This is a genomic window from Streptomyces sp. NRRL F-2664 (assembly GCF_000719345.1).
GTDB lineage: Bacteria > Actinomycetota > Actinomycetes > Streptomycetales > Streptomycetaceae > Streptomyces.
Window position 1 is genome coordinate 24,330 of the sequence record NZ_JOFX01000004.1, and the last position, 24,908, is coordinate 49,237.

Below are 24,908 nucleotides of genomic sequence, written 5' to 3' on the forward strand. Positions count from 1 at the left end.
GGGCAGGATCCGGTGCGAGGGCGTCTGCGACCTCGTCCGGGCCGGGCTGCACCGAAGGATGTACCGCGGCTTCGTCCGCCTGCAGGACGTGGCGGGGCCGGCTCGCCGGGAGCCTGGAGTCATGGCCGACACCCTTGCCCCGGTCCTCAGCACGACCGCCCGGCTCCCGCTGCTGGACGTCCTGCGCGGAGCCGCCGTCCTCGGCACGCTGATGACCAACGTCTGGATCTTCGCCTCCCCCGGCTCGGAGCGGAGCGTGCTCCTGGGCGGGCTGGGCGCGCCCGACCCGCTCGCCGACCCGTCCGCGGCGAACATCGCCGAGGCCGTCTTCCGCTTCCTCGCGGACGGCAAGTTCCTCGCCCTGCTCACGGTCCTCTTCGGGGTGGGCCTGGCCATCCAGTACGACTCCGCCGCCCGCCGCGGCGAGCGGTGGCCCGGCCGCTACCCGAAGCGCGCCGCCTTCCTCTTCGTCGAGGGCACCGTCCACTTCGTCCTCGTCTTCGCCTGGGACGTGCTGATGGGGTACGCGGTGACCGCCCTGCTGGTCGCCCGGCTGCTGGCCCGTTCGGAGCGGGTGCGGCGGGTGGCCCTGTGGACGGCCGGCGCGGTGCACCTGACGCTGGTCGCGCTGGTGAGCCGGGCCGCGACCGGCGAGCCGGACGGCCCGCCGGAGACCTTGGACCCGGCCGCCGTCGACCTGTACGCCCACGGGAGCTGGCCGGCGCAGATCGCCTTCCGGCTGGAGAACGCCGCGGCCCTGCGCATCGAGCCCGTCTTCTCCTTCGGACTGCTGGTCTTCCTCTTCCTCCTCGGGGTACGGCTCCACCGCACCGGCGCCTTCACGGCCACTGCGGACGGCCGGCGCCTGCGGACCCGGTTGACCGCCTGGGGACTGGGCCTCGGACTCCCGCTGAACGCGGCGACCGCCCTCGGCGGCCCCGACTTCTTCGTCCTGGGCCGCTACGCGGCCGCGCCGCTGCTCGCCCTCGGCTACATCGGCCTGATCGGCACCGCCCTGGACCGGCTGTGGATCCGGGGAGCCGCCGCCCGCGCCCTCGGCAGCGTGGGCCGCGCCGCCCTGTCCTGCTACGTGGGCCAGAACGTGCTGTGCATGCTGGCCTGCTACGGCATCGGGCTGGGTCTGGCCGACCGGCTCGGCGGCAGCTGGCCCTGGTGGGTGATGGGCCTGTGGGCGGGCGTGAGCCTGGTCCTGGCGGCCGGATCGCACCTGTGGCTCCGCCGCTTCGACCGCGGCCCGCTGGAGGCCCTGCAGCACGCGGCACTCAGCCCGCGCCGTCCGCGCCGCCGGCCCCCGGCCTGACCTCCACGTCCAACACGAACTCGTCGTAGGGGGCCTCGTCCGGGTAGGGCGGCCGGACCTGCGCGAAGCGGATCCTGGCCCGGCGCCCGCCCGGCGGCCGGGCCCGCACGACGTGGACCAGCGCCACGGCTGCCCCGGGCGGCACGGCCTGCGCCACTGCCGGCCCCGGCGTCACCGACACCGCGTCCGCGTCCCCCGTCACCTGCCAGGTCCACACGTACCCGCGCGCGCCCCGCCCGGTGAGCCGCAGCTCGTACGGCTCACCGGGGCTCAGGACGACCCTGCGTACCTCCACGCCCACTGCGTCCTCTCAGACGGGGCCGATCACCGGCCCTTCGTGCCAGCCCGCGCCGTCGCGCCAGTAGTGCTGGAGGCGGCGGTCGGTGCGCAGGACGACGACTTCCAGGTTGAACCCGAAGCTGCCCTGGAGCATCCCGGTGACCGCGGCGACGTCGTGCCCGAAGACCGCGCTGCGCCGCCAGGGGGAGCCGCCCGCGTTGCCGCGCCACCAGTGCTCGACCCGGCCGCCGGCGACCCCCACGCACAGCTCGTAGTTCCCGGCGGTGTCCTCGTCGGCGGCCCCGTACTGGCCCTCGATCAGGCAGGGCGCGGAGGTGGCGGGCGTACCGCTGCCGAACACCTCGCCGGCGTGCCAGGCGAAGCCGTCGGGGTCGTCGCGCCACCACAGCTGCATGCGGCCGTCGCTGCGGGTGGCGACGAGGTCCAGGTGGCGCGAGCGGGTCTGGAGGAGGGCGGGGCCGTAGTGGGCGACGCCGGAGGCGAAGCGGCCGCCGTCGTTCCAGGTCCAGGGGGCGCCGTTGATCCGCCACCAGTGGTTGAGCCGGCCGTCGGCGGTGCGGACGACCACCTCGAAGTTGCCGGGCTTGCCGTAGTCGCTCTGGATGAACGCCGGGGTGGAGCCGACGGCCGCGTCCCCGGGGCCGAAGACCCCGCCGTCGCGCCACACGCCGGCGGACTGCTCGTAGTACCAGTGGCGCAGCCGGCCGCCCGTGGTCACGTGCAGGGACTCCATGTTGCGGTTGTAGGTGGTGCCGGTGAAGGCGGGCTGGCCGGACGCGTCGTTCGCGAACGCGTCGGCGCGCGCCCACGCGAACGGCGCGTCGCCCTCCCGCCACCAGTGCTGGAGGCGGCCGCCCGCGGTGGTGGCGAGCAGCTCGAAGTTGCGGTGGGCGCGGCCGTTGCCGCTCTCGTAGACGTTGCCGGTGTGCAGGCGCCGCTTGGTCCACGGGTCGGGATTGGTGCCGTGCAGCCCGCACTTGGCCCAGTGGTCGATGTCGACCTCGCCGTAGGCGATCCGGCCGTACCCGCCGACGTGGTAGCCCGTGCCCCAGGAGTTTTTGAACAGCCAGCAGCCCGCAGCGTCGTCGTAGCCGACGAGCAGGACGCAGTGGCCGCCCGCGAGCCGGTCGCTGGTGCGGTGGTAGACCCCGGAGCCGAGGCCGAAGAAGTCGTCGTAGACGTCGAAGCAGGCGGTGAGCGGGCCGACGGTGTCCAGCCACACCTTCTGCTGCTCGACGTCGCCGAGCCGGACGTGGCCGGGGATGCGCACGGTACGGCCGCAGCGGTCCCAGCTCGGTGTGTACTCGGCGCGCCAGGCGTCGCGGCGGGCGGCCGGCAGCCCGGCGGGCGGGGTGCTGTACGGCCAGCAGTCCGGGTCGGCGAGACCGCCGTTGGCCGCGATCCAGTCGAGGGCCGTCTCCGGGTTGCTGCCCTGCCCGCAGCTGCAGCGCAGCCCGTCGTGGACGTCGCCCTCGGACCGCTCCGCCCATACGGCGTGCTCGATGCGGGTCATGGACTCGACCAGGCCGGCGGCGCCGAAGGCCCAGCAGGAACCGCACGGGTTCTGGTCCTTGACCTTGGTGATCCACGGCCGGCCCCAGCGGTGGCGCCAGTCCACGGCGGTGGGACGGGCCGCGGGACGGGCCGCGCCGGCGGACTCGCCCCCGCCCAGCAGGCCGTGGGCGGCGCGGCGCCGGGTCAGGTGCGGATTGCCGCTCGCGTGCCCGACGAGCTCCCGCAGGTCGACCGGCCCGACGTCCGCGGCCGGCGTCAGGTTCGCCCCGGGCTCCAGGCCGAGCGAGGGACGCGGCACCGGTTCCTCGTCCGCCAGGTGCTCCAGCACCGACCAGCGCGCCCCCCGCGCGCTGAGCTGCGCGCGCAACTCCCCCGCCGTCTGGACAGACTCCTGCGGCATGGCGGCCCCCCAGCTGCAACCGTTCGGATCCGAGACCGGGGAGCGTCCCTCTCCCGCCGGGCCCCGTCAAGGGGGTCCGCACGGTCGCACGACGGCACACGGGGGGCATGCCCTGCATCCCGCCGGACACGCCGAACCGCCCTACGCCGCAACGCACTCGACGGGGTTGCCGCCTCCGCGGACTGCGCTGCCCGCGGGAGCGGGAACGGGCCGGTCCGAGCCGGAAGTGCGGCGTATAAGGTCCCCGTATGGGCACCTGGATCGCGCCGAGCGTCATCGAAAGAGAGCTGTACGAGGCCAAGACGGCCGGCGACTGGGCCGCGTACTTCGACGTGCTGGCGCGCGCCCAGCTCTACCTGGCGCAGCCCCGCGTACAGGCCGACGCGCACCCCGACTCGGTCTTCTTCCACGCCACCCCTGACCGGATGCTCGTCGTCCGCACCGCGGGCATGCTGCCCGCGCCCACGCCCGAGACCGTCTTCGAATCCCGCAGCCTGGGCTGGTTCTCCAAGGTGTGGGCCGCCGACGACCCCGCCTTCCTCGCCGTGAACCCGGGCTCGCCCGCCGAGGCCTACCTCACCACCACCCCCGCCGACCTGGCCCGCTGGCGCGCGCACGCGGATGCCGCACCCGGCTACGGCCTGCCCGAGGGCAGGGTCCACGCCCTGTTCACCGGGGGGCCGCTGCACGGGGACATCGCGCACGGCCTCGCCGTAGGCGGGCATCTCGCCGTCACGAACGGCGAGTTCTGGAACGCGCTCGCCTACCACGGCAGCGGCTACCGGCACGAGCGCCGCCGCGTCGCGAAGAGTTGGGGCATCACCGACCGCGCCGACTGGCTCGCCACGCTGGAGCAGCTCCTGAGCGCCTCGGTCGTCAGCCCGGTCTGGGAGTTCGCGCTGCGCGTCCGCCGCGTCCTCGCCTCCGACTTCGCGGGACCCGTGGACGTGGAGCACTGGCGGCACGCCGCCGAGGCGAGCATGCGCCGCAACGCCGAGCGCTCCGCCGAACCGCAGCTCACCCCCGACGGGGTCACCGTCGCCCGGCCGCGCCCGGCCGCCGAGGTCGAGGGGGAGATAGCCGGCGTCAGACGCCTCATAGGCAGGATCGCCCGCTACGAGCAGCGCTTCCGGGCCGACGGCCTGCTCCCCGAGGACGGCTGGGTCCGCTCCGTCGAGGCCTGGGACCTCGGCCGTGCCTCCCAGATGGCCCGCTGGGGCATCGGCTGCCGCTACGGCACCCTGCACGAGGCGGAGAAGGCCGTCCTGCGCGCCGGGGAGTCGGCCCGCCTGACGTACCGCTCGTGGGAGGAGTTCTCCGCCGGGTACGTGCTCGGCCGGTGCCTGCACTTCGACGAGGAGGAGTTCGGCACCTGGTACACCGGCGCCCTCGCCGCCCACGTCACGCTGACCACCGACCCCGCGAGCCCCTGGCGCAACATCCCTTGGAAGTGACCGACATCGGGTAGTCGGGGCCCCGCCCGCAATGCGCCCGCGGCGGGCCCGGCACGCCACTTAGCCTCAGTTTCATGACTGTTGAGCTGAACGAGACCGTACGGGGCCTGCTCGACGCCCCGCACCCCGCCGTCCTGTCGACGATCAACCCGGACGGCAGTCCGCAGAGTTCCGTGATCTGGGTGACCCGCGACGGCGGCGACCTGCTGATCTCCACCGAGCAGGGCCGCCGCAAGGAGCGCAACATCGCCCGCGACGCCCGGGTCGGCCTGACCGTCTTCGACCTGGCCAACCCCTTCCTCTACGCGGAAATCCGCGGCACCGCCACCGTCACCGAGGACGTCGGCCGGGCGGTGGCCGTCCGCATCGCCGAGGAGTACCTGGGCCCGGGCGCCGGCAAGGAGTACCAGGACGCCCCGCCCGAGGCCGTCCGCGTGGTCGTCCGCGTCACCCCGACGAAGGTCCTCGGCAACGCCGCCCGCCAGGACTGAGGCGGTCGTACGTCCCCTCCTAGGGGAGGAGGCCCCTGACCTGCGTCCAAGCATCGATCGCCCGCGTCTGGACGGCGTGGTCCGGGAGGTGGGGGCGCAGCGCCGTCAGCCAGGGGATCACCGACTTGATGCGGCGCAGATGGCCGATGCGGTGGTGGGGGAGGTCGCGCCAGACGCGGCCCTGGGCGGCCGCCTGGGCGGGGGTCAGGTCGATCAGCGCCAGCAGGTCGCGGCACAGGGCCGCCGGGTCGTCGTCGTGGTCCGGCCCGAACCGCTCGATCAAGTAGAACCGTACGACGGCCAGTTCGGGGGCGGCGGCCAGGTCGGGCGTTGCCTCGGCGCGGGCGCAGCGGCGGGTGGCGGCCAGCGCGATCCGGCCCCAGCGCAGCCGGACCGCGTCGGGGAGCCGGTCGTCGCGCATCCGCACGCCGGCCAGGACGCGCAGGGTCCGCGGGTGGGGTTCGTCGCCCAGCGGTGGGTCGGTGGCCAGCCAGGCCTCCAGGTCCTGCAGCGCGTGCCCGCCGGGCGGCACGGAGGTGAGCACCTGCCCGGGGGAGAGCAGCGCGACCATGGCGCCCGTGAAGTGCACCGTCGCGGTGTGCCCGGCGCCGAAGGAGCCGACGGGCCGTCCGTTCCGCTCGATGCGCTGCAGTCCCAGCCTGGCGTCGCCGGCGGCGTAGACCTGGCCGGCGCGCGCCGTCCCGCCGATGCAGCGGACCACGCAGACGCCGCCCGTGACGTCGGCCTCGTCGACGGAGTAGACCTGCAGCTCGGCGATGGACACCCCGACCCCCTTCCCCGCGCGGCAGGTTACCTCGCGGGGAAGGGCCGGCCCCGTATCAGCGGGCGGGGGCCTCCAGGACGAGGCGGATCTCGGTCACGTCGTAGCCGGCGCGGTCGAACGCGGCGGCCATCGGCAGGTTCACGGTGTCCGTGGTCGCGGTGATCCGCTCGGCGCCCTGGGAGGCGTGGAAGCGGGTGATCTCGGCGAGGATCTCGTCGATAAGACCGTGGCCGCGCTGCTCCGGTACGACGCCCAGGTAGCCGACGTTGCGGTGGTACGGGGTCGCCGAGGGGATGGCCAGGCCGGCGAGCCTGCCGTCCGGGAGGTGGGCGAGGCGCCACCACGCGCGCTCGCCGGGGCAGTCGAGGTAGAACTGGACGTCCTCGCGCGCCAGTCGTTGCGCGTCCATCGACTGGAGCTCCGTCTGCGTGTGCAGGTCGAGGCTGCCGTCGGACAGCCGGACGAACGCGTCGAGGAACTCCTCGTCCGTGCCGTCGCGGAAGACGAGCCGGCCGGTGGGCGCCGGCGTCCCGGCAGTCGGCGTCCACTCGTAGCGCAGGCGTTCGATCTCGCGCGTCAGGCCGGTCCTGGACGCGGCCTCCCGACGCCAGGCGACCGCCGCGGCGAGGTCCGGCTCCTCGCGCCAGCCGCGGGGCAGGGAGATGTTGTAGGACGGCAGCGCGCCGAAGGCGGCGTGGCCGGCCGCGAGCAGCCCGGCGGCGACGGCGGCCGGGTCGGCCACGGAGGCCCTGACCTGCAGGCAGTCCAGCGCGATGGGCTGCTCGCTGTCGGCGCGGCCCCACCACAGGGCGCGGGCCAGGACCCGGCCGTCCCCGTCCTCGGCGAACCAGGTCCACTCGGGGCGGAACCGGTTCCCCTCCAACTCCTCACGGATCCTGTCGGCGGTCAGGGCGGGGACGGGGCCGTCGGCCGAGTAGGCGGCGGCGCGGTCCAGGTCTGCGGGGTCTGCGGTGGCAGCGCGAAAGAGCATTCGGCGATGATCACACTCCACCCGTCGGCCGGACCAGGCAATTCTGGTCCCGCAACGGCCGACGGCCGGCCTCCGCGGGGGAGGCCGGCCGCCGGCTGCGTACGCGTGCCGGCTACGACCAGGTGATCAGCCGGCGCGGGTGCTCCAGGACCGCCGCGATGTCGGCCAGGAACTTCGAGCCGAGCTCGCCGTCGATGAGGCGGTGGTCGAACGACAGGGCCAGGGTGGTGACCTGGCGCGGCTTGACCTTGCCCTTGTGGACCCACGGCTGGAGCTTGATCGCTCCGACCGCGAGGATCGCGGACTCGCCCGGGTTCAGGATGGGCGTACCGGTGTCGACGCCGAAGACGCCGACGTTGGTGATGGTGATCGTGCCGTTCTGCATGTCCGCCGGGGAGGTCTTGCCGTCGCGGGCCGTGGCGACCAGCGAGGACAGGGACTCCGACAGCTCGCCCAGGGTCTTGGCGTGGGCGTCCTTGATGTTCGGGACGATCAGCCCGCGCGGGGTGGCCGCCGCGATGCCCAGGTTGACGTAGTGCTTGAGCACGATCTCCTGGGCCGCCTCGTCCCAGGACGCGTTGACGTCCGGGTTGCGGCGGATGGCCACGAGGACGGCCTTCGCGATCAGCAGCAGCGGGTTGATCCGCAGACCGGCGAGGTCCGGGTCGTCCTTGAGCTCCTGGACCAGCTTCATCGTGCGCGTGACGTCGAGCGTGATGAACTCGGTGACGTGCGGCGCGGTGAAGGCCGAGCCGACCATGGCCTGGGCGGTGACCTTGCGGACGCCCTTGACCGGGATACGGGTCTCCCGGGCCGACGACTCGACGGTCGGTGCGGGCACGGCGGCCTCGGCCGACGGAGCCTGCGCCGGGGCGGCGGGGGCCGCGGCCGCGGCCTGCGGGGCGATCGCCGCGGCGGCCGCCGCGTGGACGTCCTCCCGGGTCACGACGCCGCCCTCACCGGTGGCCACCACCGAAGCCAGGTCGATGCCGAGGTCCTTGGCGAGCTTGCGCACCGGCGGCTTGGCCAGCGGACGCTCACCGGCCGGCTGCGCCGGGACCGCGGGCAGCACCGGCGCGGCCGGGGCGGCGGGCGCGGCCGTGCCGTTCTGCGCGGCCGTGGCCGCCGCCTTGCGCGGGCGGCGCTTGGTGGAGGCGGTCGAGACGCCGTAGCCGACCAGAACGGGCTGGCGGGCTTCGGCGGCGGGCTCCCCGGCCGCCGGAGCGGCCGCCGCGGCGGCCTCGGCGACGGGTGCGGCCGCCGTCTGCACCGGGGCGCCGGCGCCGGCCTCGCCGGTCTGCACCGAGATGATCACCTGGCCGACGTCGACCGTGGTGCCCTCCTCGAACAGGAGCGCGTGCACGGTCCCGTCGAACGGGATCGGCAGCTCGACGGCGGCCTTGGCCGTCTCGACCTCGCAGACGACCTGGCCGTCGGTGACCGTGTCACCGGGCTGGACGTACCACTTGAGGATCTCGGCCTCGGTGAGGCCCTCGCCCACATCGGGCATCTTGAATTCGCGGATGGTCATGGAACGTGGCTCCTCAGTACGCCAGCGAGCGGTCGACGGCGTCGAGCACCCGGTCCAGGCCCGGCAGGTACTCGTCCTCCAGGCGGGCCGGCGGGTACGGGGTGTGGAAGCCGCCCACGCGCAGCACCGGCGCCTCCAGGTGGTAGAAGCACCGCTCCGTGATGCGGGCGGCGATCTCCGAGCCCACGCCGAGGAAGACCGGCGCCTCGTGGACGACCACGAGCCGGCGGGTCTTCTCCACCGAGGTCTGGATTCCGTCGAAGTCGACCGGGGACATGGAGCGCAGGTCCAGGACCTCGACCGACTTGCCCTCCTCGGCGGCCGCGGCCGCCGCCTCCAGGCAGACCTTCACCATGGGGCCGTAGGCGGCCAGGGTGAGGTCGGCGCCCTCGCGCACCACGCGCGACCTGTGCAGCTCGCCGGGGATGGCCTCGGTGTCGACCTCGCCCTTGTCCCAGTAGCGGCGCTTCGGCTCGAAGAAGATCACCGGGTCGTCGCTGAGGATCGCCTGCTGGAGCATCCAGTAGGCGTCGCTCGCGTTCGACGGGGAGACCACCTTCAGGCCCGCGACGTGCGCGAAGAGCGCCTCCGGGGACTCCGAGTGGTGCTCGACCGCGCCGATCGCGCCGCCGTACGGGATGCGCACGACGACCGGCAGCTTGATCTTGCCCAGGGCCCGCGCGTGCATCTTCGCGAGCTGCGTGACGATCTGGTCGTACGCCGGGAAGACGAAGCCGTCGAACTGGATCTCGACGACCGGCCGGTAGCCGCGCAGGGCCAGGCCGATGGCGGTGCCGACGATGCCCGACTCGGCGAGCGGGGTGTCGATGACCCGCTCCTCGCCGAAGTCCTTCTGCAGGCCGTCGGTGATCCGGAAGACACCGCCCAGCTTGCCGACGTCCTCGCCCATGATCAGGACCTTCGGGTCCTGCTCCAGGGCCTTGCGCAGCGACTCGTTGAGCGCTTTCGCGATCGACATCTTCTCGACAGCCATCAGTGACCCTCCTCGGCCGACTCGAAGGACGCGAGGTAGGCGGCGAACTGGGCGCGCTCCTCGTCGACGAGCGCGTGCCCGTCCGCGTAGACGTTCTCGAAGATCGCCATGGTGTCCGGGTCGGGCATGGCGCGCACGGCCTCGCGCACGCGCTTGCCCATGGCCTCGCTCTCGGCCTCCAGCTCCTCGAAGAACGCCTCGTCGGCGCCTCCCGTGGCCAGCAGGTGGGCCTTCAGGCGCTGGATCGGGTCCTTGGACTCCCAGGCCGCCCGCTCCTCGTCCCGCCGGTACTTCGTCGGGTCGTCGGAGGTGGTGTGCGCCCCCATGCGGTACGTGAAGGCCTCGACCAGGGTCGGGCCCTCGCCGCGGCGCGCCCGGTCCAGGGCCCAGCGGGTGACGGCCAGGCAGGCCAGGACGTCGTTGCCGTCCACGCGGACGCCGGGGAAGCCGAAGCCCTGTGCGCGCTGGTAGAGCGGCACGCGCATCTGGCGCTCGGTCGGCTCGGAGATCGCCCACTGGTTGTTCTGGCAGAAGAACACCACGGGAGAGTTGTAGACCGCGGAGAAGTTGAAGGCCTCCATCACGTCGCCCTGGCTGGACGCGCCGTCGCCGAAATAGGCGATCACGGCGGCGTCGGCGCCGTCCTTGGCCACGCCCATCGCGTAACCGGTCGCGTGGAGCGTCTGCGAGCCGATGACGATCGTGTAGAGATGGAAGTTGTTGAGGTTGGGGTCCCAGCCGCCGTGGTTCACGCCGCGGAACATGCCGAGCAGGTTGGTCGGGTCGACCCCGCGGCACCAGGCCACGCCGTGCTCGCGGTAGGTCGGGAAGACGTAGTCCGCGTCGTTCAGCGCCCGGCCGGAGCCGATCTGCGCAGCCTCCTGGCCGAGGAGCGAGGCCCACAGGCCCAGCTCGCCCTGACGCTGCAGGGCGGTGGCCTCGCCGTCGAAGCGGCGGGTCATGACCATGTCGCGGTACAGGCCGCGCAGGTCCTCGGTGGTGATGTCTGCGACGAAGGATGCGAACTCCGCGTTCTCCGCGTTGTCGACCCGTTCCCCTTGGGGCGTCAGCAGCTGTACGAGCTGAGGTTCAGCGTCCTGCGTCTGCGCGGTGGCAGCGGCGGGCTTGGCGGCGCTCGCCGCACCTGCCGCCCGCTTGGTGCCGCTGCTGCGTCGCGGCTTGCGCGCGGCAGTGCTCTCCACGGTCACTTGTGCTCCTCCGTCGGTCCGGCACCCGGGTTCTCCGGGGTCCAGTGCGGCTCACCTGCATCCGTAACGAGCGCACGGGGTGGGTGCGCGTCGCGTACGGGATTCAGGCGTGACAGGCGTCCCGGCGAGTGCCCTGCGCGATGCACGTTACCCAGTGCGCCGCATATCTGCGAAACCCCGTTTGACCTGCGTTTTTGCTTGGATTTCCAAGTAAATGCGCAGAGGCGGGAACAACCACTGGTCACAGCCTTGCAGGGGCCGGGAACAACGGCACGTTATCCCGGGTAACTCCGACAGGGAAGGGGTGAGTGTGTGAAACTGACTTCGTGCGCGAAGAGGGAAAAATCAAGGTATTCCTCCTGGACGACCACGAAGTGGTCCGCCGGGGCGTCCATGAGCTGCTGTCGGTCGAAGCGGACATCGAGATCGTCGGCGAGGCCGGTACCGCTGCCGACGCGCTGGTCCGCATTCCCGCCACCCGTCCCGACGTGGCCGTCCTCGACGTGCGCCTGCCGGACGGCAGCGGTGTGGAGGTGTGCCGCGAGGTGCGCTCGCGGAACGAGGACGTCAAATGCCTGATGCTCACCTCGTTCGCCGACGACGAGGCCCTCTTCGACGCGATCATGGCCGGTGCCTCGGGCTATGTCCTCAAGGCCATCCGCGGGAACGAGCTGCTCAGCGCCGTGCGCGACGTCGCCGCCGGCCGGTCGCTGCTGGACCCGGTGGCCACCGCCCGCGTCCTGGAGCGGCTGCGCGACGGCAAGGGCGGCAAGGGCGACGCCCGCCTCGCCCACCTCACCGAGCAGGAACGCAAGATCCTCGACCTGATCGGCGAGGGCCTGACCAACCGCGTCATCGGTGAGCGCCTGCACCTGGCCGAGAAGACGATCAAGAACTACGTCTCCAGCCTGCTGTCCAAGCTGGGCATGGAGCGCCGCTCGCAGGCCGCGGCCTACGTGGCCCGCCTCCAGGCGGAGAAGCGCTAGCGGCGCCGCCGTTCCACGGGCGGGGCGTCTGCTGCCTGACCGACGTCCCCGCACGTCGGGCCGGCCCCTCTGTCCGGGGCCGACCAGTTCCATTCCCCCGAGGTCCGCTTCCGATCGGTGCAGTTCACCGGAACGGCGCAGATCGTCGAGCCCACCGCGGCAGAACGGGAACGTTTCGGTCCGGGCCCGCATTTCCTCCTCCGACCGGCCGTCGTACGGAACGGGCCCGGCGGAATTCGATTCCGCCGGGCCCGTCCCGTGCTCACTCCGCGCTGTCCGGTCCCGGCGGGGGCTGGGACTTGGTCGGCGCGACGGTGACCGGGGCGCTCTTGGTCGGGGTGGCCGTCGCGGTCGCCGTCGCGCTCTTCGTCGCGGTCGCGGTCGGCGACTGGGTCGCGGTCGCCGTGGGCGACTGGCTGACGGTCTGTGACCGGGTGCGCCCCGTCGGCTGCACCGGGGTGTCGTCGTTGTGCGACGGGGTGTTGTCCGTCGTGGGGCGCGTCTGCGTGGGGTCCGGCGAGTCGGACGCACTCGGCTTGGCGGAGGGGGACGTCTGGCTGGTGCCCGGGTCCTGCTTCTGACCGCCCTTGCCGCCACCCACGTTGCTGACGGCGTAGGCCACGCCACCCGCGATCGCGACGATGGCGAGCACCGCGAACAGCCACATCTTCCACCGGCTGCCGTTGCCGCCCCGGTCGTCGTAGCCCTCGTAGCCGCCGCTGTGGCCGCCCTGGCCGCCGCCGGGGAAGGCCGTGCCGTCGTCCGGGTTCAACGACGGCACCATGGGCTGCTGGAACTGCGAGGTGGAGGCGTTGGAGGCGTACCGCTGCCCGCCGCCGGTCCCGTTCACGGGCATGGCCGTGGTGGCCGCGGCGCCGCCGCGGCCGTGCGGCAGCGCCATGGCGACCGGGCCGGTGTTCCAGGTACCGGTGTTCGGCCCCTGGTCGTGCAGCATCTGCAGCGCGTACTGGACCAGCCCGCGCATCTCCTCGGCACTCTGGAACCGGTCGTCCGGATCTTTGGCGAGGGAGCGCATGACGAGGCCGTCGAGCTCCTGCGGGATGTGGTGGCCCTCCGGCAGCTGCGAGGGCGGGACGGGGGCGTCCTGCACGTGCTGGTAGACCACGGAGAGCGGGGTCTCGCCGGTGAACGGGGGCCGCAGGGCGAGGAGTTCGTAGAGCAGGCAGCCCGTCGCGTACAGGTCGGAGCGGTGGTCGACGGCCTTGCCGAGGGCCTGTTCGGGCGACAGGTACTGCGGGGTGCCCATGACCATGCCGGTCTGGGTCATCGTCGCCTGCCCGCCGTGCAGGGCGCGGGCGATGCCGAAGTCCATCACCTTGACCGCGCCGGCGTCGGTGATGATGACGTTGGCGGGCTTGATGTCGCGGTGGACGATGCCGTGCTGGTGCGAGTACGCGAGGGCTTCGAGCACGCCGGAGACGATGATGAGCGCCTGCTCGGGGCCCGGGGCCTCGGCGCTGATCAGCAGGTCGCGGATGGTGCGGCCCTCGACCAGCTCCATCACGATGTACGGGACGGTGTTCGGGCCGACCCGGTCCTCGCCCGAGTCGTACACGGCCACGACGGCGTGGTGGTTGAGGCCGGCGACGGACTGTGCTTCCCGGGTGAAGCGGGCCTTGGACACCGGGTCCTCGGCGAGGTCGGCGCGCAGCAGCTTCACCGCGACCGTGCGGCCCAGGCGCACGTCCTCGGCCGCGAACACCTCCGCCATGCCGCCGCGGCCCAGCCGATGCGTCAGCCGGTAACGGCCGTCGCCCACCAGGCCGCCGTCGCCCCAGTGCTCAGGACCGTCGGTCATCCCGGCGCCGTTTCCCTCGGGTTCGGGTGCCATCAGTCCTCGCCGTCGTCTCTCTCGGCCGCCGCTTCGCGGTAGTCCTCTTTATTGGTGCTCCGGTGAACGCTACAGCCTCCGAACCGGTCACCGTTCGGACAAGGCCACCGTGTGCACGTGTGGTCACGGAACGGGCACCTGGCTTGACGTGTGCTTGCCCTGGGGCAGACTGGGCGCCACGTGCGCCACGCCAGGGGCGCGGGGACACATGCCGAGGGGAAGCAACAGTCATGAGCCAGGACGGCACTCAGGGCCAGTACGCGGGCGGCTCTCTGGCCGGTGGCCGTTACCAGCTGCGGGACTTGCTGGGAGCCGGCGGCATGGCCTCCGTGTACCTGGCCTACGATTCGGCGCTCGACCGGCAGGTCGCCATCAAGACCCTCCACAGCGACCTCGGCCGGGAACAGTCGTTCCGCGAGCGGTTCCGCCGCGAGGCCCAGGCTGTAGCGAAACTGTCGCACACGAACATCGTCTCGGTCTTCGACACCGGCGAGGGCGAAGTGACGTTCGGCGGCAGCCGCTCCGGGGACGGCGCGGTGATGCCCTACATCGTCATGGAGTACGTGGAGGGCAAGCCGCTCGGCTCGGTGCTCGAAGCGGACATCCAGCAGTACGGGGCCATGCCGGCCGACAAGGCGCTGAAGGTGACGGCCGATGTGCTGGCCGCCCTGGAGACCAGCCACGAGATGGGGCTCGTCCACCGCGACATCAAGCCCGGCAACGTGATGGTCAACAAGCGCGGCGTGGTCAAGGTGATGGACTTCGGCATCGCCCGTGCCATGCAGTCGGGGGTCACCTCGATGACGCAGACCGGCATGGTCGTCGGCACCCCGCAGTACCTCTCGCCCGAGCAGGCCCTGGGGCGCGGCGTCGACGCCCGCTCCGACCTGTACTCGGTCGGCATCATGCTCTTCCAGCTGCTGACGGGCCGGATCCCCTTCGACGCGGACTCGCCGCTGGCCATCGCCTACGCGCACGTCCAGGAGGAGCCGGTCGCCCCGTCCTCCATCAACCGGTCGGTGACCCCGGCGATGGACGCGCTGGTGGCGCGGGCGCTGAAGAAGAACCCCAACGAGCGTTTCCCCACGGCCGCGGCCATGGGCGACGAGGTCGCGCGGGTGCTGGGCTCGGGGCAGACCGGGGCTCCGGTCATCGTGCAGGGCCAGGGCCCGCTGAGCAGTGGCGCCGGGGTGTCCTCGGCCGTGTTCCCGCCGGTGGACTCCGGCTTCCAGGCCCCGCCGCAGTCGCTGCAGCAGCCGTACCAGGCGCCGCACACGCCGACGCCGGCCCCCTACGCGCCGACTCCGGCCCCGCAGCAGCACGCGCAAGGTGGCTACGCCTACCCGCACACGTCCCCGCAGCAGCAGTACGCGCCGCCGACCCCGCCCCCGTACACGATCTCGCCGACCGGCGCGGGCACGTCCGGCTCGGGCGGCGGCAAGCGGAACACACCGGTGGTCGTGGGTGCGGTCGCGGTGGCGCTGCTGGCGATCGGCGGCCTGATCGCGGCGATCTCGATGAACGGGGACGACAAGGACAAGGGCACCACGGCCGACCCGGGCGCCTCCACGTCGGCGTCCGCGAAGGCGGGGTTCAAGGGCCCCGACGTCACGCGCACGATCGACCCGAAGAAGTGCTCGGAGCCCACGAAGCACTACAGCGAGGCCGGCAAGTACTCGGCTCCGGACCTGAAGTACAAGAACCTGCTGTCGGTGAAGGCGTGCATCCAGGCCTCGGGCGGCAAGTACACGATCGTCCCGAAGGACGAGGCGGTGTACGGCAAGGACACCGTGCTGAGCCAGTCCCCGGCCGCCGGAGAGAAGATCAACAAGGAGGGCACGGAGTACACGCTCACCGTGTCCACCGGCAATCCCGAGTAGCCGGCCCGCGCGGCCTCACGACACACCGGCGTCCCGGACCCTGATGGAGCGTCCGGGATGCCGCCTTTGCCCCACTATGTAAATCTGAGCGCATATCGCTGACTCCAGCGAGCACACCGGTCGCTCGGGACGGGAGGGGCTCCCCGTGGTCCAAGGCTTCCGTCCGCCGCGCTGGCTGGCCTGCGCCGCGTTGGCCGCCGCCGTGCTCGCGCCGGCCGCCTCCGCCTACGCCTACGCGGGGTCCCCCGCCCCGGCGCGCGTGGCGGCCGCGGGGGCCCGGGAGGCCGACGACGGCGACGCCCGGGAGGAGCTGGCCGGGAGTCCCGCCGGGGTGGGCCGCGAACGCCCCGGACGGCCAGTGGGCGAGCCCGCGAACCCGGAGCTGGTCATCGCCTCCCGGCCGCTGCCGGCCCACCCGCGCACCGAGGCCACGCCGCCCCCGCCGCCGGCCCCCTCGGCCCCTCCGCCGGCGCGGGCGCGGCCCACGGCGGGCGACCCGGCCGGGCGCACCACGGACACCGGCACGGACACGGGCACGGACACGGGCACGGGCACGGACACCGGTACCGGCACCGGTCGGAGCACGGATACGGACACGGTGACCGCCCTGGGAACCGAGCCGAACGACCGCGCCGCGGACCTGGCCGCGCACATACTGCCCCTCGGCACCGGTTTCGCCCTGATGGGGCTGGGTCTGGGTTATCTGGGCGTACGGCTGCGCCGGGGCGGGTAGCGCCGCGCCTGCCCTCCGCGCCGGTCGCGCCGCCGCGGCCCTGCGCCAGGTGCCGAGGTGGCCCCCGGCCGCTCGAAGCCCTCCCCAGAATGGTTGCCCTGCGTGAACATACTCGGTATACATACCGAGTATGTCGATCCGTCACGGGCTGCTCGCCCTCCTGGAACGGGGTCCTCGGTACGGCTCCCAGCTGCGCACCGAGTTCGAATCCCGGACCGGCTCCACCTGGCCGCTCAACGTCGGCCAGGTCTACACGACCCTCTCCCGGCTCGAACGCGACGGCCTCGTCGCACCGGACGGCGAGGACGCCGCCGGCCACACGCTCTACGCCATCACCGACACCGGCCGCACCGAACTGCGCGAGTGGTACGAGCGTCCCGTCGACCGGGCCAACCCGCCCCGCGACGAGCTCTCCATCAAGCTCGCCATGGCCGTGGGCGCCCCCGGCGTGGACATCCGCGCCGTCATCCAGTCCCAGCGGCACGCCACGATCCGGGCAATGCAGGACTACACCCGGCTCAAGGCCACCGCCCTCGCCGCGGTCGAGAGCGGCCGGTCCCACGAACGCGACGACGTCGCCTGGCTGCTGGTCCTGGAACAGCTGATCTTCCAGACCGAGGCCGAGGCCCGCTGGCTCGACCACTGCGAAGCCCGGCTCGTCCGGCTCTCCCTGCCGGCCGACCGGAGAGCCGCCCCGTCCGAACCGCCCCAGTCCGCTGCCGAGACCCCGGCACCGACCACCACCACCCGGCCCGGCACCGCCCGTACGCGGCGCGCCTGAACCACCGTTCCAGGGGGGAACCCTCATGACCGACCAGCGCCAGACCCGGCAACCCGTACTGCAGTTGGAGCGGCTCGTCCGCACCCACGGCAGCGGCGCCACCGAAGTGCACGCCCTGCGCGGGATCGACCTCGCCGTCCACCCCGGCGAACTCGTCGCCGTCATGGGCCCCTCGGGCTCCGGCAAGTCGACCCTGCTGACCCTCGCGGGCGGCCTCGACGCCCCGACCAGCGGCCGGGTGCTGGTCGAGGGAACCGACATCACCACCGCGAACCGCAAGCAGTTGGCCGCGCTGCGCCGCCGCAGCATCGGCTACGTCTTCCAGGACTACAACCTGATCCCGGCCCTCACCGCCGCCGAGAACGTGGCCCTGCCGCTCGAACTGGACGGCACCTCGGCCCGCAAGGCCCGCCTGGCGGCCCTTGCCGCGCTGGAGGAGATGAACCTGTCCGTCCTCGCCGACCGCTTCCCCGACGAGATGTCCGGCGGCCAGCAGCAACGCGTCGCCATCGCCCGCGCCCTCGTCGGCGACCGGCGCCTCGTCCTCGCCGACGAGCCCACCGGCGCCCTCGACTCCGAGACCGGCGAGTCCGTCCTCGGCCTGCTGCGCTCCCGCTGCGACGCGGGCGCGGCCGGCGTCCTCGTCACCCACGAGCCCCGCTTCGCGGCGTGGGCCGACCGCGTGGTGTTCCTGCGGGACGGCAGCGTGGTCGACGAGACCCTGCGCAGCCACGCCGACTCCCTCCTGTCCGGTCGGGCGGGCGCCCAGTGACCTCCTCGCTCCAGGGCTGGTACCACTCCTGGGTCGCCGCCGTGCGCATCGCGCGCCGCGACGCCTGGCGCGCCAAGGGCCGCAGCTCCCTGGTCCTGGCGATGATCGCCCTGCCCATCGTCGGCGTCAGCGCCGCCGACCTCACGCTGCGCAGCGCCGAACTCTCCCCCGACCAGGCCGTCAGCCGGGTGGTCGGAGCCGCCGACGCCCGCGTCAGCCCCTCGCACGTGGGCAAGCCCGTCCACCAGGTGCCCGACGGATCGCACTACGCACCCGTCGGCGGCTACGACGCCGCCGACGCGGTGTCGAGACCGCCGGAGGAGACCCCCGAGCAGGTGGCCGCCGCACTCCCGCCCGGGAGCCGGCTGCTGAAGGACTCCGGCGGCTACGGCAAGGTCCGTACCCAGCACGGTCTGCTCGACACCGACCTGCGCGAGATCGACCTGCGCGATCCGCTCGCGAAGGGCCTGGTCACGCTCGACCGCGGCCGGCTGCCCGAGCGTGCGGGGGAAATCGTCGCGACCCGCGCCTTCCTGGAGAACTCCGGCCTGTACGTCGGCTCGTCGGTCACCCCGCGCGGCGCCACCTCCGCCTACAGGATCGTCGGCGCGTACGAGCTGCCGAACGACCTCAAGAAGGACCAGATCACCGCCCCGCCCGGGACGCTGATCGCCCCGCTCGACACGGCGCTCCAGGCCTCCGGAGGCACCGGGGTGCACCCGGAGGACTCCTACCTGGTCGAGGTGGGCGGTGATGGTTTCACGTGGAACATGGTCCAGGCGGCCAACGCCAAGTCCCTGGTCGTCGTCTCCCGCGCCGTCGCCAACGATCCGCCCGCCGACGCCGACGTTCCCCTCTACCGGCAGGAGCCGAAGGCGCAGTTCGAGCGCAGCGCCGCCGGTGCCACCGAAACGGCCGTGCTGGCCACCGTCGTGGGCCTCGCCATGCTGGAGATCTGCCTGCTCGCCGGACCGGCCTTCGCAGTCGGCGCCCGCCGCTCGCGCCGCCAACTCGGCCTGGTCGGCGCCAACGGTGGCGACCGCCGCCACATCCGCTCGATCGTGCTCTCCGGCGGCCTGGTCATCGGCGCCGCGGCCGCCGTCTGCGGCACCGCGATCGGCATCGCGCTGACCGTCGCGCTCCAGCCGGTACTGGAGGAGCAGCTCGGCACCCGTTTCGGCGGCCTCGACTTCCGCCCGCTGGAACTGGCCGGCATCGCCCTGCTCGCCGTGGTGACCGGTCTGCTGTCCGCGATCGTCCCGGCCGTCACCGCCTCCCGGCAGACGGTGCTCGCCTCACTGACCGGCCGCCGCGGCGTGCGCCGCTCCAGCCGGGTACTCCCCGTCGCCGGCCTGGCCGCCGTCGCCGTCGGCGCCGGGATCGCCCTGTACGGCAGCGTGTCGGACATGGGCGCCGCCGTCGTCGCGGGTGGCAGCGCCCTCGCCGAACTCGGCATCGTCGCCCTCACCCCGGTGCTGGTGGGCCTCTTCGGGCGGCTGGGGCGGTGGCTGCCGCTGTCCCCGCGGCTCGCGCTGCGCGACGCCGTGCGCAACCGGGGCCGTACGGCGCCCGCCGTGGCCGCCGTCCTGGCCGCCGTCGCCGGCACCGTCGCGGTGGCGACCTACCAGCACAGCAGCGACATGCAGAGCAGGCACGAGTATGTCGCCGACCTGCCGCACGGCACCGGCCGGCTGCTGGCCTCCGAGAACGGCGCCTACAAGGAGGTCCCCGCCCTGCGCGAGTCCCTCGTCAAGCAGCTGCCGGTGGCCCGGCGCGCGGACGTGGACCGGCTGGTCGTCGGCAAGCCGGGCTGCGAGACGTTCTCCCGGGACGCGGCGTGCGGCCGTGCCGAGATCATCACCCCCAAGGACCAGCGCTGCCCGCTCCATGAGAGCCCCGAGGGATCCGAGGCCTTCAGCGAGCGGGAGGTCCGGGCACTGCGCCAGGACTGGCGCTGCAAGGGCGCCATGCGCGGCACGCAGTACGCCACGGTCGTCGCCGACGAGAAGCTGCTGAACGTGCTCGCGATCACCGACCCGGGCACCGTGTCCGCCCTCAAGCAGGGCCGGGCCGTCGCCTTCGACAAGCGGCAGGTCAAGGACGGCAGGCTGACCCTGCGGATCATCTCCGGTCCGGACGGGGACGACGCCCTCACCGGTCCGGCCGCCGAACCGGTGGGCGTGGACAAGATCATCCCGGTGCACCTGGCACCGGAGGGCACCGAGGGCTGGGGCCTCGAACTGGTCCTGCCGCCCGCCGCGGTGGGGGCCACGGGACTGACCACGGCACCGATCGGCTCGTACTTCACCCTCGACGGGGCGGCCTCCTCCGAACAGCGGCAGCGGATCGCCGGGGACATCGACCGGATGGGCGTGGAGGCCTCGCTGCACATCGAAGCGGGCTACCAGGGCGACGACAGCCTGGCCCTGCTCGCCCTGACCGTCTTCGCCGGCCTGGTCACCATCGGCGCGGCCGGCATCGCCACCGGGCTGTCCCAGGCCGACGCCGAGGCCGACCTGAAGACACTGGCGGCCGTGGGCGCCCCGCCGCGGGTGCGGCGGACCCTGAGCGGCTTCCAGTGCGGAGTGGTCGCCCTGATGGGCGTCGTCCTGGGCTCGGCGGCCGGCATCCTGCCCGCGATCGGCCTGCGCCTGACGCAGCGACGTGAACTGGAGGCGCTGGCACAGCGCGCCGCCGACGACGGCTACTCCCTGGCGGGGGAGTCCGCGCCGTTCGTACCGATCGCCGTGCCGTGGGAGACCCTCGCCCAGCTGCTCGTCGTGGTCCCCGTGGGCGCGGCCCTGCTGGCGGCGCTCGTCACGCGCTCCAGCGGCGCGCTGGCCCGCCGGGCCGCGGGCTGAGTCCGGCACCCCCGTACAGGGTGGATCACGCCTGTACGGGGGCACACCGAGTGAGAACGAAGGTGTGCGAGAGAATGACGGCATGGAGATGCCGAGGAGTGAACGGTCGCAGGACAGTCCCCCGCACGTCCTGATCGTGGGACAGGACGGGACGGCGGTCGGCGACGCCGATGACGAGTCGCGCGAGGTCCCGGTGACGGAAATGGTCGAACAGCCCGCCAAGGTCATGCGGATCGGCAGCATGATCAAGCAACTCCTGGAAGAGGTGCGCGCCGCGCCCCTCGACGAGGCGAGCCGGGTCCGGCTCAAGGACATCCATGCCGCCTCCGTGAAGGAGTTGGAGGACGGCCTGGCGCCGGAGCTCGTGGAGGAACTGGAGCGCCTGTCCCTGCCGTTCACCGAGGAGGCCATTCCCTCCGAGGCGGAACTGCGGATCGCGCAGGCGCAGTTGGTCGGCTGGCTGGAAGGCCTCTTCCACGGCATCCAGACCGCGTTGTTCGCGCAGCAGATGGCCGCGCGGGCCCAGTTGGAGCAGATGCGCCGGGCCCTCCCGCCGGGCGGCCACCATGACGACGACGAGGACGGCGGACACGGCGCGGTCCGCTCCGGCCCGTACCTCTAGCCGTCCGGCAGTCGGTTGGATCACACGGGCCCGGCCCGCGCCCACGGGCGCGGCCGGGCCTTCCCCCTCCGGTCCGGGCGGCGGCGCCGGCCCCGGCGGACAAGCATTCGGCAAGGGGTGGCTCTCGGCAGGGAGATGGTCCGCGCATACTCATGAACATGACCTACGACGCGATCGTGCTCGCCGGCGGCGCAGCCCGGCGACTGGGCGGGGCGGACAAACCCGCCCTCAGCGTCGGAGGGCGGGCGCTCCTCGACCGCGTCCTCGACGCCTGTCCGGACGCCCTGCGCACCGTCGTCGTCGGCGGCCGGCGCCCCACCGCCCGCCCCGTGCGGTGGGCCCGCGAGGACCCGCCGGGCGGCGGCCCGGTGGCCGCTCTGGACGCCGGGCTGCGCGACACCACCGCGGAGTTGGTCCTCGTACTCTCCGCGGACCTGCCGTTCCTGGACCGGGACACCGTACGAGCCCTGCTCGCCGCACCCGACGCGCACGGCACGGACGGGGCGGTGCTGCGCGACCCCGACGGCCGCGACCAGCCGCTGGTCGCCGCCTACCGGGCGGAGCCCCTGCGCCGCGAGATCGCCCTGCTCGCCACCGAGCACGGCGCCCTGGCCGGCCTCCCGCTGCGGGCGCTCACCGCGGAACTGCGGCTCGCGCCCGTGGCGGCGCAGCCGCTGGCCGCCTTCGACTGCGACACCTGGGACGATCTCGCCGTCGCCCGCGCCCGGATCAGGGAGCATGGAACCGTGCTGGACCAATGGATCACCACCGTCAAGAACGAGCTGGGCATCGACCTCGCCGTCGACACCAAGACCCTGCTCGACCTCGCCCGGGACGCCGCCCACGGCGTCGCCCGGCCCGCTGCCCCGCTGACCACCTTCCTGGTCGGCTATGCGGCCGCCCACGCCGCCGCCACCGGGGCCGACCCGGCCCAGGCCGTGGCCGAGGCCTCCCGCAAGGCCGCCGACCTGGCGCTGCGCTGGGCGGCCGAGGCGGACGCCGACACCGACGCCGCCGCCGAAGAGAACGGCTCGGGATGACCCCCACGAACTCCGCCGAGCAGGCCCTCGACGAGGCCCTGGCCCTGGTCAGCCGTACCCCCGAGGGCGGCGGCGCGGGAGGCCACCGTGCCCTGCCCTGGGCGCGGGCCCGGGACGTCGCCGCCCACGCCGGGACCGCGGTGAAGGCCAGGACCCACGAGGTGCCCCTCACGGACGCCCTCGGCGAGGTCCTGGCCGCCTCCTTGGACGCGCTGACCGACCTGCCGTCCTTCGACACCTCCGCCATGGACGGGTGGGCCGTGGCCGGCCCCGGTCCCTGGCAGGTACGGCAGGGCGGGGGCGTGCTGGCCGGCTCCGGCCGGCCGGAGCCGCTCGCCGACGGCGAAGCCGTCCGCATCGCGACCGGTGCGCGGATCCCCGGGGACACCACCGCCGTCATCCGCAGCGAGCACTGCCACGAGGGCGGCGGGCAGCTCTTCGCCGACCGGCCCGTCCTCACCGGCCAGGACATCCGCCCGCGCGGCCAGGAGTGCCGTTCGGGCGACTTGCTGCTGCCCGCCGGTTCGCTGGTCACCCCCGCCGTGCTCGGCCTCGCCGCGGCCGCCGGCTACGACCGGCTGGCCACCAGGCCCCGCCCCCGCGTCGAGGTCCTGGTGCTCGGAGACGAACTGCTCACCGAAGGCCGACCGCACGACGGACTGATCCGCGACGCCCTCAGCCCGATGCTGGACCCCTGGCTGACCCGGCTGGGCGCCGAGGTCACCGCCACCCGGACGCTCGGCGACGACCAGGCCGGGGCCGCCGCCCTGCTGAAGGCCGTCACCACCTCCACCGCCGACGTCATCGTCACCACCGGCGGTACCGCCTCCGGGCCCGTCGACCACGTCCACCCCGTGCTGGAGAAGGCCGGCGCCCACCTCCTCGTCGACGGAGTCGCCGTCCGACCCGGGCACCCGATGCTGCTGGCGCGGCTCGGCGACCGGACGGACGGACGGCACCTGGTGGGCCTGCCCGGCAACCCCCTCGCCGCCGTCTCCGGGCTGCTCACCCTCGCCGAGCCGCTGCTGCGCGCTCTCGCCGGCCGCCGCCCGCGTCCGCGCTACACGGCCCCCGTGCGGGGCGACGTAGCGGGACACCCGTACGACACCCGGCTGGTTCCGGTCCGGCTCGACGACGAGCACGCCGTACCGCTGCGCTACCACGGGCCGGCGATGCTGCGCGGCGTGGCCGCTGCGGACGCGCTGGCCGTCGTACCGCCCGCGGGAGCCCGGTCCGGACAGGAGCTTGAAGTCCTCGATCTGCCGTGGGCTTCGGGAGGATGTTTCACGTGAAACTGCCCGGACAGGACGCCATGGCCCGCGGGGCCGACGAAAAACTCGTCTCCCGACGCATCAAGCTGCCCAAACGCGTCGTCGAACATCCGCTGCGTCAGGTCGCCAAGCGCCTGCTGATGGCCCTGTTCGTCCTCTTCCTCACGGTCTTCATCGTGTGGCTGGACCGGGACGGCTATCACGACAACGCCAACGAGACGGTCGATCTCCTCGACTGCTTCTACTACGCCACGGTGACGCTGTCGACGACCGGCTACGGCGACATCGTCCCCCACAGCGACAGCGCACGGCTGATCAACATCATGCTGATCACGCCGCTGCGCGTGCTGTTCCTGATCATCCTGGTCGGTACCACCCTCGAAGTCCTCACGGAACGGACGAGGGAAGAGTGGCGACTGAAGCGCTGGAGGAAGAACTTGCGCGAGCACACGGTCGTCGTCGGCTTCGGCACGAAGGGCCGCTCGGCGTTGATGACCCTGCTGGCCACCGGCCTGTCCAAGGAACAGGTCGTCGTCGTCGACCCCAGCGCCAAGGTGATCGACATGGCCAACTCCGAGGGCCTCACCGGCGTGGTCGGCGACGCCACCCGCTCGGACGTCCTGTTGCGGGCCGAGCTCCAGAAGGCCCGTCAGATCGTCATCGCCACGCAACGCGACGACACGGCGGTCCTCGTCACGCTGACGGCCCGGCAGATGAACCGTGGGGCGAAGATCGTCGCTGCCGTGCGCGAGGAGGAGAACGCCCAGCTGCTGCGCCAGTCCGGCGCCGACGCTGTCATCACCAGCGCGAGCGCGGCCGGCCGGCTCCTGGGCCTCTCGGTGCTCAGCCCGAGCGCGGGCACCGTCATGGAGGACCTGATCCAGCAGGGCAGCGGCCTGGACCTGATCGAACGGCCCGTCCGCAAGTCCGAGGTGGGCAAGTCGGTACGCGACACCGACGACCTGGTCGTCAACGTGCTGCGCGGGCACCGGCTGCTCCCGTACGACGATCCCCACGCGAGCCCCTTGCAGCTGACGGACCGTCTCATCACCATCGTGCGGGCGATGCCGCCCACCACTACCAGGACGACCCTGGGTCCTCCCGAGTAACCGCGCCGTGCC

21 protein-coding genes are annotated in these 24,908 nt (G+C 73.2%); 13 read left to right on the forward strand and 8 right to left on the reverse strand.

Features of this window, described 5'->3' with window-relative positions:
- The first annotated feature begins 121 nt into the window (after window positions 1-121).
- Window positions 122-1,321: a DUF418 domain-containing protein gene (locus tag IF89_RS0106000; RefSeq protein WP_030762266.1), complete on the forward strand. Its 1,200-nt coding sequence runs from the start codon at window positions 122-124 to the stop codon at window positions 1,319-1,321.
- On the opposite strand, the gene IF89_RS0106005 is transcribed toward IF89_RS0106000, so the two are convergent.
- Together IF89_RS0106005 and IF89_RS0106010 are read right to left on the reverse strand one after the other, a co-directional pair.
- Window positions 1,284-1,616, reverse strand: coding sequence for a hypothetical protein (locus IF89_RS0106005; RefSeq protein WP_158717816.1), 333 nt, complete (start codon window positions 1,614-1,616; stop codon window positions 1,284-1,286). The two genes, IF89_RS0106000 and IF89_RS0106005, sit on opposite strands and share 38 nt — an antisense overlap.
- A gap of 15 nt (window positions 1,617-1,631) precedes the next feature.
- Complete coding sequence (locus tag IF89_RS0106010; protein WP_043193139.1) at window positions 1,632-3,536, reverse strand: C1 family peptidase; 1,905 nt, start codon at window positions 3,534-3,536, stop codon at window positions 1,632-1,634.
- Window positions 3,537-3,784: 248 nt separating this feature from the next.
- Between IF89_RS0106010 and IF89_RS0106015 the strand changes: the two genes are divergently transcribed.
- Together IF89_RS0106015 and IF89_RS0106020 are read left to right on the forward strand one after the other, a co-directional pair.
- On the forward strand, window positions 3,785-4,990 hold the full coding sequence (locus IF89_RS0106015) for a DUF1266 domain-containing protein (RefSeq protein ID WP_030762274.1): 1,206 nt from the start codon (window positions 3,785-3,787) through the stop codon (window positions 4,988-4,990).
- Between the two features lie 74 nt (window positions 4,991-5,064).
- Entirely contained in the window at window positions 5,065-5,481 is a 417-nt protein-coding gene (locus IF89_RS0106020) for a PPOX class F420-dependent oxidoreductase (protein WP_030762277.1), read from the forward strand.
- Between the two features lie 19 nt (window positions 5,482-5,500).
- Here the strand turns inward: IF89_RS0106020 and IF89_RS40650 are convergent, their stop codons facing one another.
- The 5 genes from IF89_RS40650 to pdhA all read right to left on the reverse strand — a co-directional run bounded on the left by IF89_RS40650 (window position 5,501) and on the right by pdhA (window position 10,989).
- Entirely contained in the window at window positions 5,501-6,265 is a 765-nt protein-coding gene (locus IF89_RS40650) for a hypothetical protein (RefSeq protein WP_051806840.1), read from the reverse strand.
- Window positions 6,266-6,320: 55 nt separating this feature from the next.
- Window positions 6,321-7,256 (reverse strand): GNAT family N-acetyltransferase, encoded by a 936-nt coding sequence (locus IF89_RS0106030; RefSeq protein ID WP_030762282.1) that lies wholly within the window; start codon window positions 7,254-7,256, stop codon window positions 6,321-6,323.
- 112 nt (window positions 7,257-7,368) lie between these two features.
- Window positions 7,369-8,787, reverse strand: coding sequence for a dihydrolipoamide acetyltransferase family protein (locus tag IF89_RS0106035; RefSeq protein WP_030762284.1), 1,419 nt, complete (start codon window positions 8,785-8,787; stop codon window positions 7,369-7,371).
- A 13-nt stretch (window positions 8,788-8,800) separates the two neighbouring features.
- Window positions 8,801-9,781 carry an alpha-ketoacid dehydrogenase subunit beta gene (locus IF89_RS0106040; RefSeq protein WP_030762285.1) on the reverse strand — a complete coding sequence of 327 codons (981 nt, stop codon included), beginning with the start codon at window positions 9,779-9,781 and terminating at the stop codon, window positions 8,801-8,803.
- Entirely contained in the window at window positions 9,781-10,989 is a 1,209-nt protein-coding gene (gene pdhA / locus IF89_RS0106045) for a pyruvate dehydrogenase (acetyl-transferring) E1 component subunit alpha (protein WP_030762287.1), read from the reverse strand. The genes IF89_RS0106040 and pdhA overlap by 1 nt, the downstream gene beginning before the upstream one ends.
- A gap of 326 nt (window positions 10,990-11,315) precedes the next feature.
- On the opposite strand from pdhA, the gene IF89_RS0106050 reads away from it, so the two are divergent.
- Window positions 11,316-11,975, forward strand: a complete 660-nt coding sequence (locus IF89_RS0106050) for a response regulator (protein WP_030762289.1) — start codon at window positions 11,316-11,318, stop codon at window positions 11,973-11,975.
- Window positions 11,976-12,237: 262 nt separating this feature from the next.
- Here IF89_RS0106050 and IF89_RS0106055 read toward each other — a convergent pair whose 3' ends face one another.
- Window positions 12,238-13,794, reverse strand: coding sequence for a protein kinase domain-containing protein (locus IF89_RS0106055; protein ID WP_234327673.1), 1,557 nt, complete (start codon window positions 13,792-13,794; stop codon window positions 12,238-12,240).
- Between the two features lie 263 nt (window positions 13,795-14,057).
- On the opposite strand from IF89_RS0106055, the gene IF89_RS0106060 reads away from it, so the two are divergent.
- The 9 genes from IF89_RS0106060 (at window position 14,058) to IF89_RS0106100 (ending at window position 24,896) form a co-directional block, all read left to right on the forward strand.
- Complete coding sequence (locus tag IF89_RS0106060) at window positions 14,058-15,707, forward strand: protein kinase domain-containing protein (RefSeq protein ID WP_030762292.1); 1,650 nt, start codon at window positions 14,058-14,060, stop codon at window positions 15,705-15,707.
- 145 nt (window positions 15,708-15,852) lie between these two features.
- Window positions 15,853-16,440, forward strand: a complete 588-nt coding sequence (locus tag IF89_RS46890; protein ID WP_030762295.1) for a hypothetical protein — start codon at window positions 15,853-15,855, stop codon at window positions 16,438-16,440.
- Window positions 16,441-16,570: 130 nt separating this feature from the next.
- Window positions 16,571-17,221: a PadR family transcriptional regulator gene (locus tag IF89_RS0106070; protein ID WP_030762298.1), complete on the forward strand. Its 651-nt coding sequence runs from the start codon at window positions 16,571-16,573 to the stop codon at window positions 17,219-17,221.
- A gap of 25 nt (window positions 17,222-17,246) precedes the next feature.
- Complete coding sequence (locus IF89_RS0106075) at window positions 17,247-17,993, forward strand: ABC transporter ATP-binding protein (RefSeq protein WP_030762301.1); 747 nt, start codon at window positions 17,247-17,249, stop codon at window positions 17,991-17,993.
- A gap of 101 nt (window positions 17,994-18,094) precedes the next feature.
- Complete coding sequence (locus IF89_RS0106080) at window positions 18,095-20,854, forward strand: ABC transporter permease (RefSeq protein ID WP_234327684.1); 2,760 nt, start codon at window positions 18,095-18,097, stop codon at window positions 20,852-20,854.
- A gap of 82 nt (window positions 20,855-20,936) precedes the next feature.
- Window positions 20,937-21,476 carry a bacterial proteasome activator family protein gene (locus tag IF89_RS0106085; RefSeq protein ID WP_030762307.1) on the forward strand — a complete coding sequence of 180 codons (540 nt, stop codon included), beginning with the start codon at window positions 20,937-20,939 and terminating at the stop codon, window positions 21,474-21,476.
- A 158-nt stretch (window positions 21,477-21,634) separates the two neighbouring features.
- On the forward strand, window positions 21,635-22,516 hold the full coding sequence (locus tag IF89_RS0106090; RefSeq protein WP_030762310.1) for an NTP transferase domain-containing protein: 882 nt from the start codon (window positions 21,635-21,637) through the stop codon (window positions 22,514-22,516).
- Window positions 22,513-23,808, forward strand: coding sequence for a molybdopterin molybdotransferase MoeA (locus IF89_RS0106095; RefSeq protein ID WP_030762313.1), 1,296 nt, complete (start codon window positions 22,513-22,515; stop codon window positions 23,806-23,808). The genes IF89_RS0106090 and IF89_RS0106095 overlap by 4 nt, the downstream gene beginning before the upstream one ends.
- The gene (locus tag IF89_RS0106100; protein ID WP_030762316.1) at window positions 23,796-24,896 is read left to right on the forward strand and encodes a potassium channel family protein; all 1,101 of its coding nucleotides are present in this window, start codon (window positions 23,796-23,798) and stop codon (window positions 24,894-24,896) included. The genes IF89_RS0106095 and IF89_RS0106100 overlap by 13 nt, the downstream gene beginning before the upstream one ends.
- Window positions 24,897-24,908 lie beyond the last annotated feature (12 nt).

Excerpts from the sequence above, each read along its gene's own strand:
- IF89_RS0106055 (WP_234327673.1), bottom strand. The coding sequence starts at position 13,794 with ATGACCGACGGTCCTGAGCACTGGGGCGACGGCGGCCTGGTGGGCGAC.
- IF89_RS0106090 (WP_030762310.1), top strand. The coding sequence starts at position 21,635 with ATGACCTACGACGCGATCGTGCTCGCCGGCGGCGCAGCCCGGCGACTG.
- IF89_RS0106060 (WP_030762292.1), top strand. The coding sequence starts at position 14,058 with ATGAGCCAGGACGGCACTCAGGGCCAGTACGCGGGCGGCTCTCTGGCC.
- IF89_RS0106000 (WP_030762266.1), top strand. The coding sequence starts at position 122 with ATGGCCGACACCCTTGCCCCGGTCCTCAGCACGACCGCCCGGCTCCCG.
- IF89_RS0106035 (WP_030762284.1), bottom strand. The coding sequence starts at position 8,787 with ATGACCATCCGCGAATTCAAGATGCCCGATGTGGGCGAGGGCCTCACC.
- IF89_RS0106015 (WP_030762274.1), top strand. The coding sequence starts at position 3,785 with ATGGGCACCTGGATCGCGCCGAGCGTCATCGAAAGAGAGCTGTACGAG.
- IF89_RS0106020 (WP_030762277.1), top strand. The coding sequence starts at position 5,065 with ATGACTGTTGAGCTGAACGAGACCGTACGGGGCCTGCTCGACGCCCCG.
- IF89_RS0106040 (WP_030762285.1), bottom strand. The coding sequence starts at position 9,781 with ATGGCTGTCGAGAAGATGTCGATCGCGAAAGCGCTCAACGAGTCGCTG.
- IF89_RS0106095 (WP_030762313.1), top strand. The coding sequence starts at position 22,513 with ATGACCCCCACGAACTCCGCCGAGCAGGCCCTCGACGAGGCCCTGGCC.
- IF89_RS0106010 (WP_043193139.1), bottom strand. The coding sequence starts at position 3,536 with ATGCCGCAGGAGTCTGTCCAGACGGCGGGGGAGTTGCGCGCGCAGCTC.
- IF89_RS0106085 (WP_030762307.1), top strand. The coding sequence starts at position 20,937 with ATGGAGATGCCGAGGAGTGAACGGTCGCAGGACAGTCCCCCGCACGTC.
- IF89_RS0106075 (WP_030762301.1), top strand. The coding sequence starts at position 17,247 with ATGACCGACCAGCGCCAGACCCGGCAACCCGTACTGCAGTTGGAGCGG.
- IF89_RS0106070 (WP_030762298.1), top strand. The coding sequence starts at position 16,571 with ATGTCGATCCGTCACGGGCTGCTCGCCCTCCTGGAACGGGGTCCTCGG.
- IF89_RS0106030 (WP_030762282.1), bottom strand. The coding sequence starts at position 7,256 with ATGCTCTTTCGCGCTGCCACCGCAGACCCCGCAGACCTGGACCGCGCC.
- IF89_RS0106100 (WP_030762316.1), top strand. The coding sequence starts at position 23,796 with ATGTTTCACGTGAAACTGCCCGGACAGGACGCCATGGCCCGCGGGGCC.
- IF89_RS0106080 (WP_234327684.1), top strand. The coding sequence starts at position 18,095 with ATGATCGCCCTGCCCATCGTCGGCGTCAGCGCCGCCGACCTCACGCTG.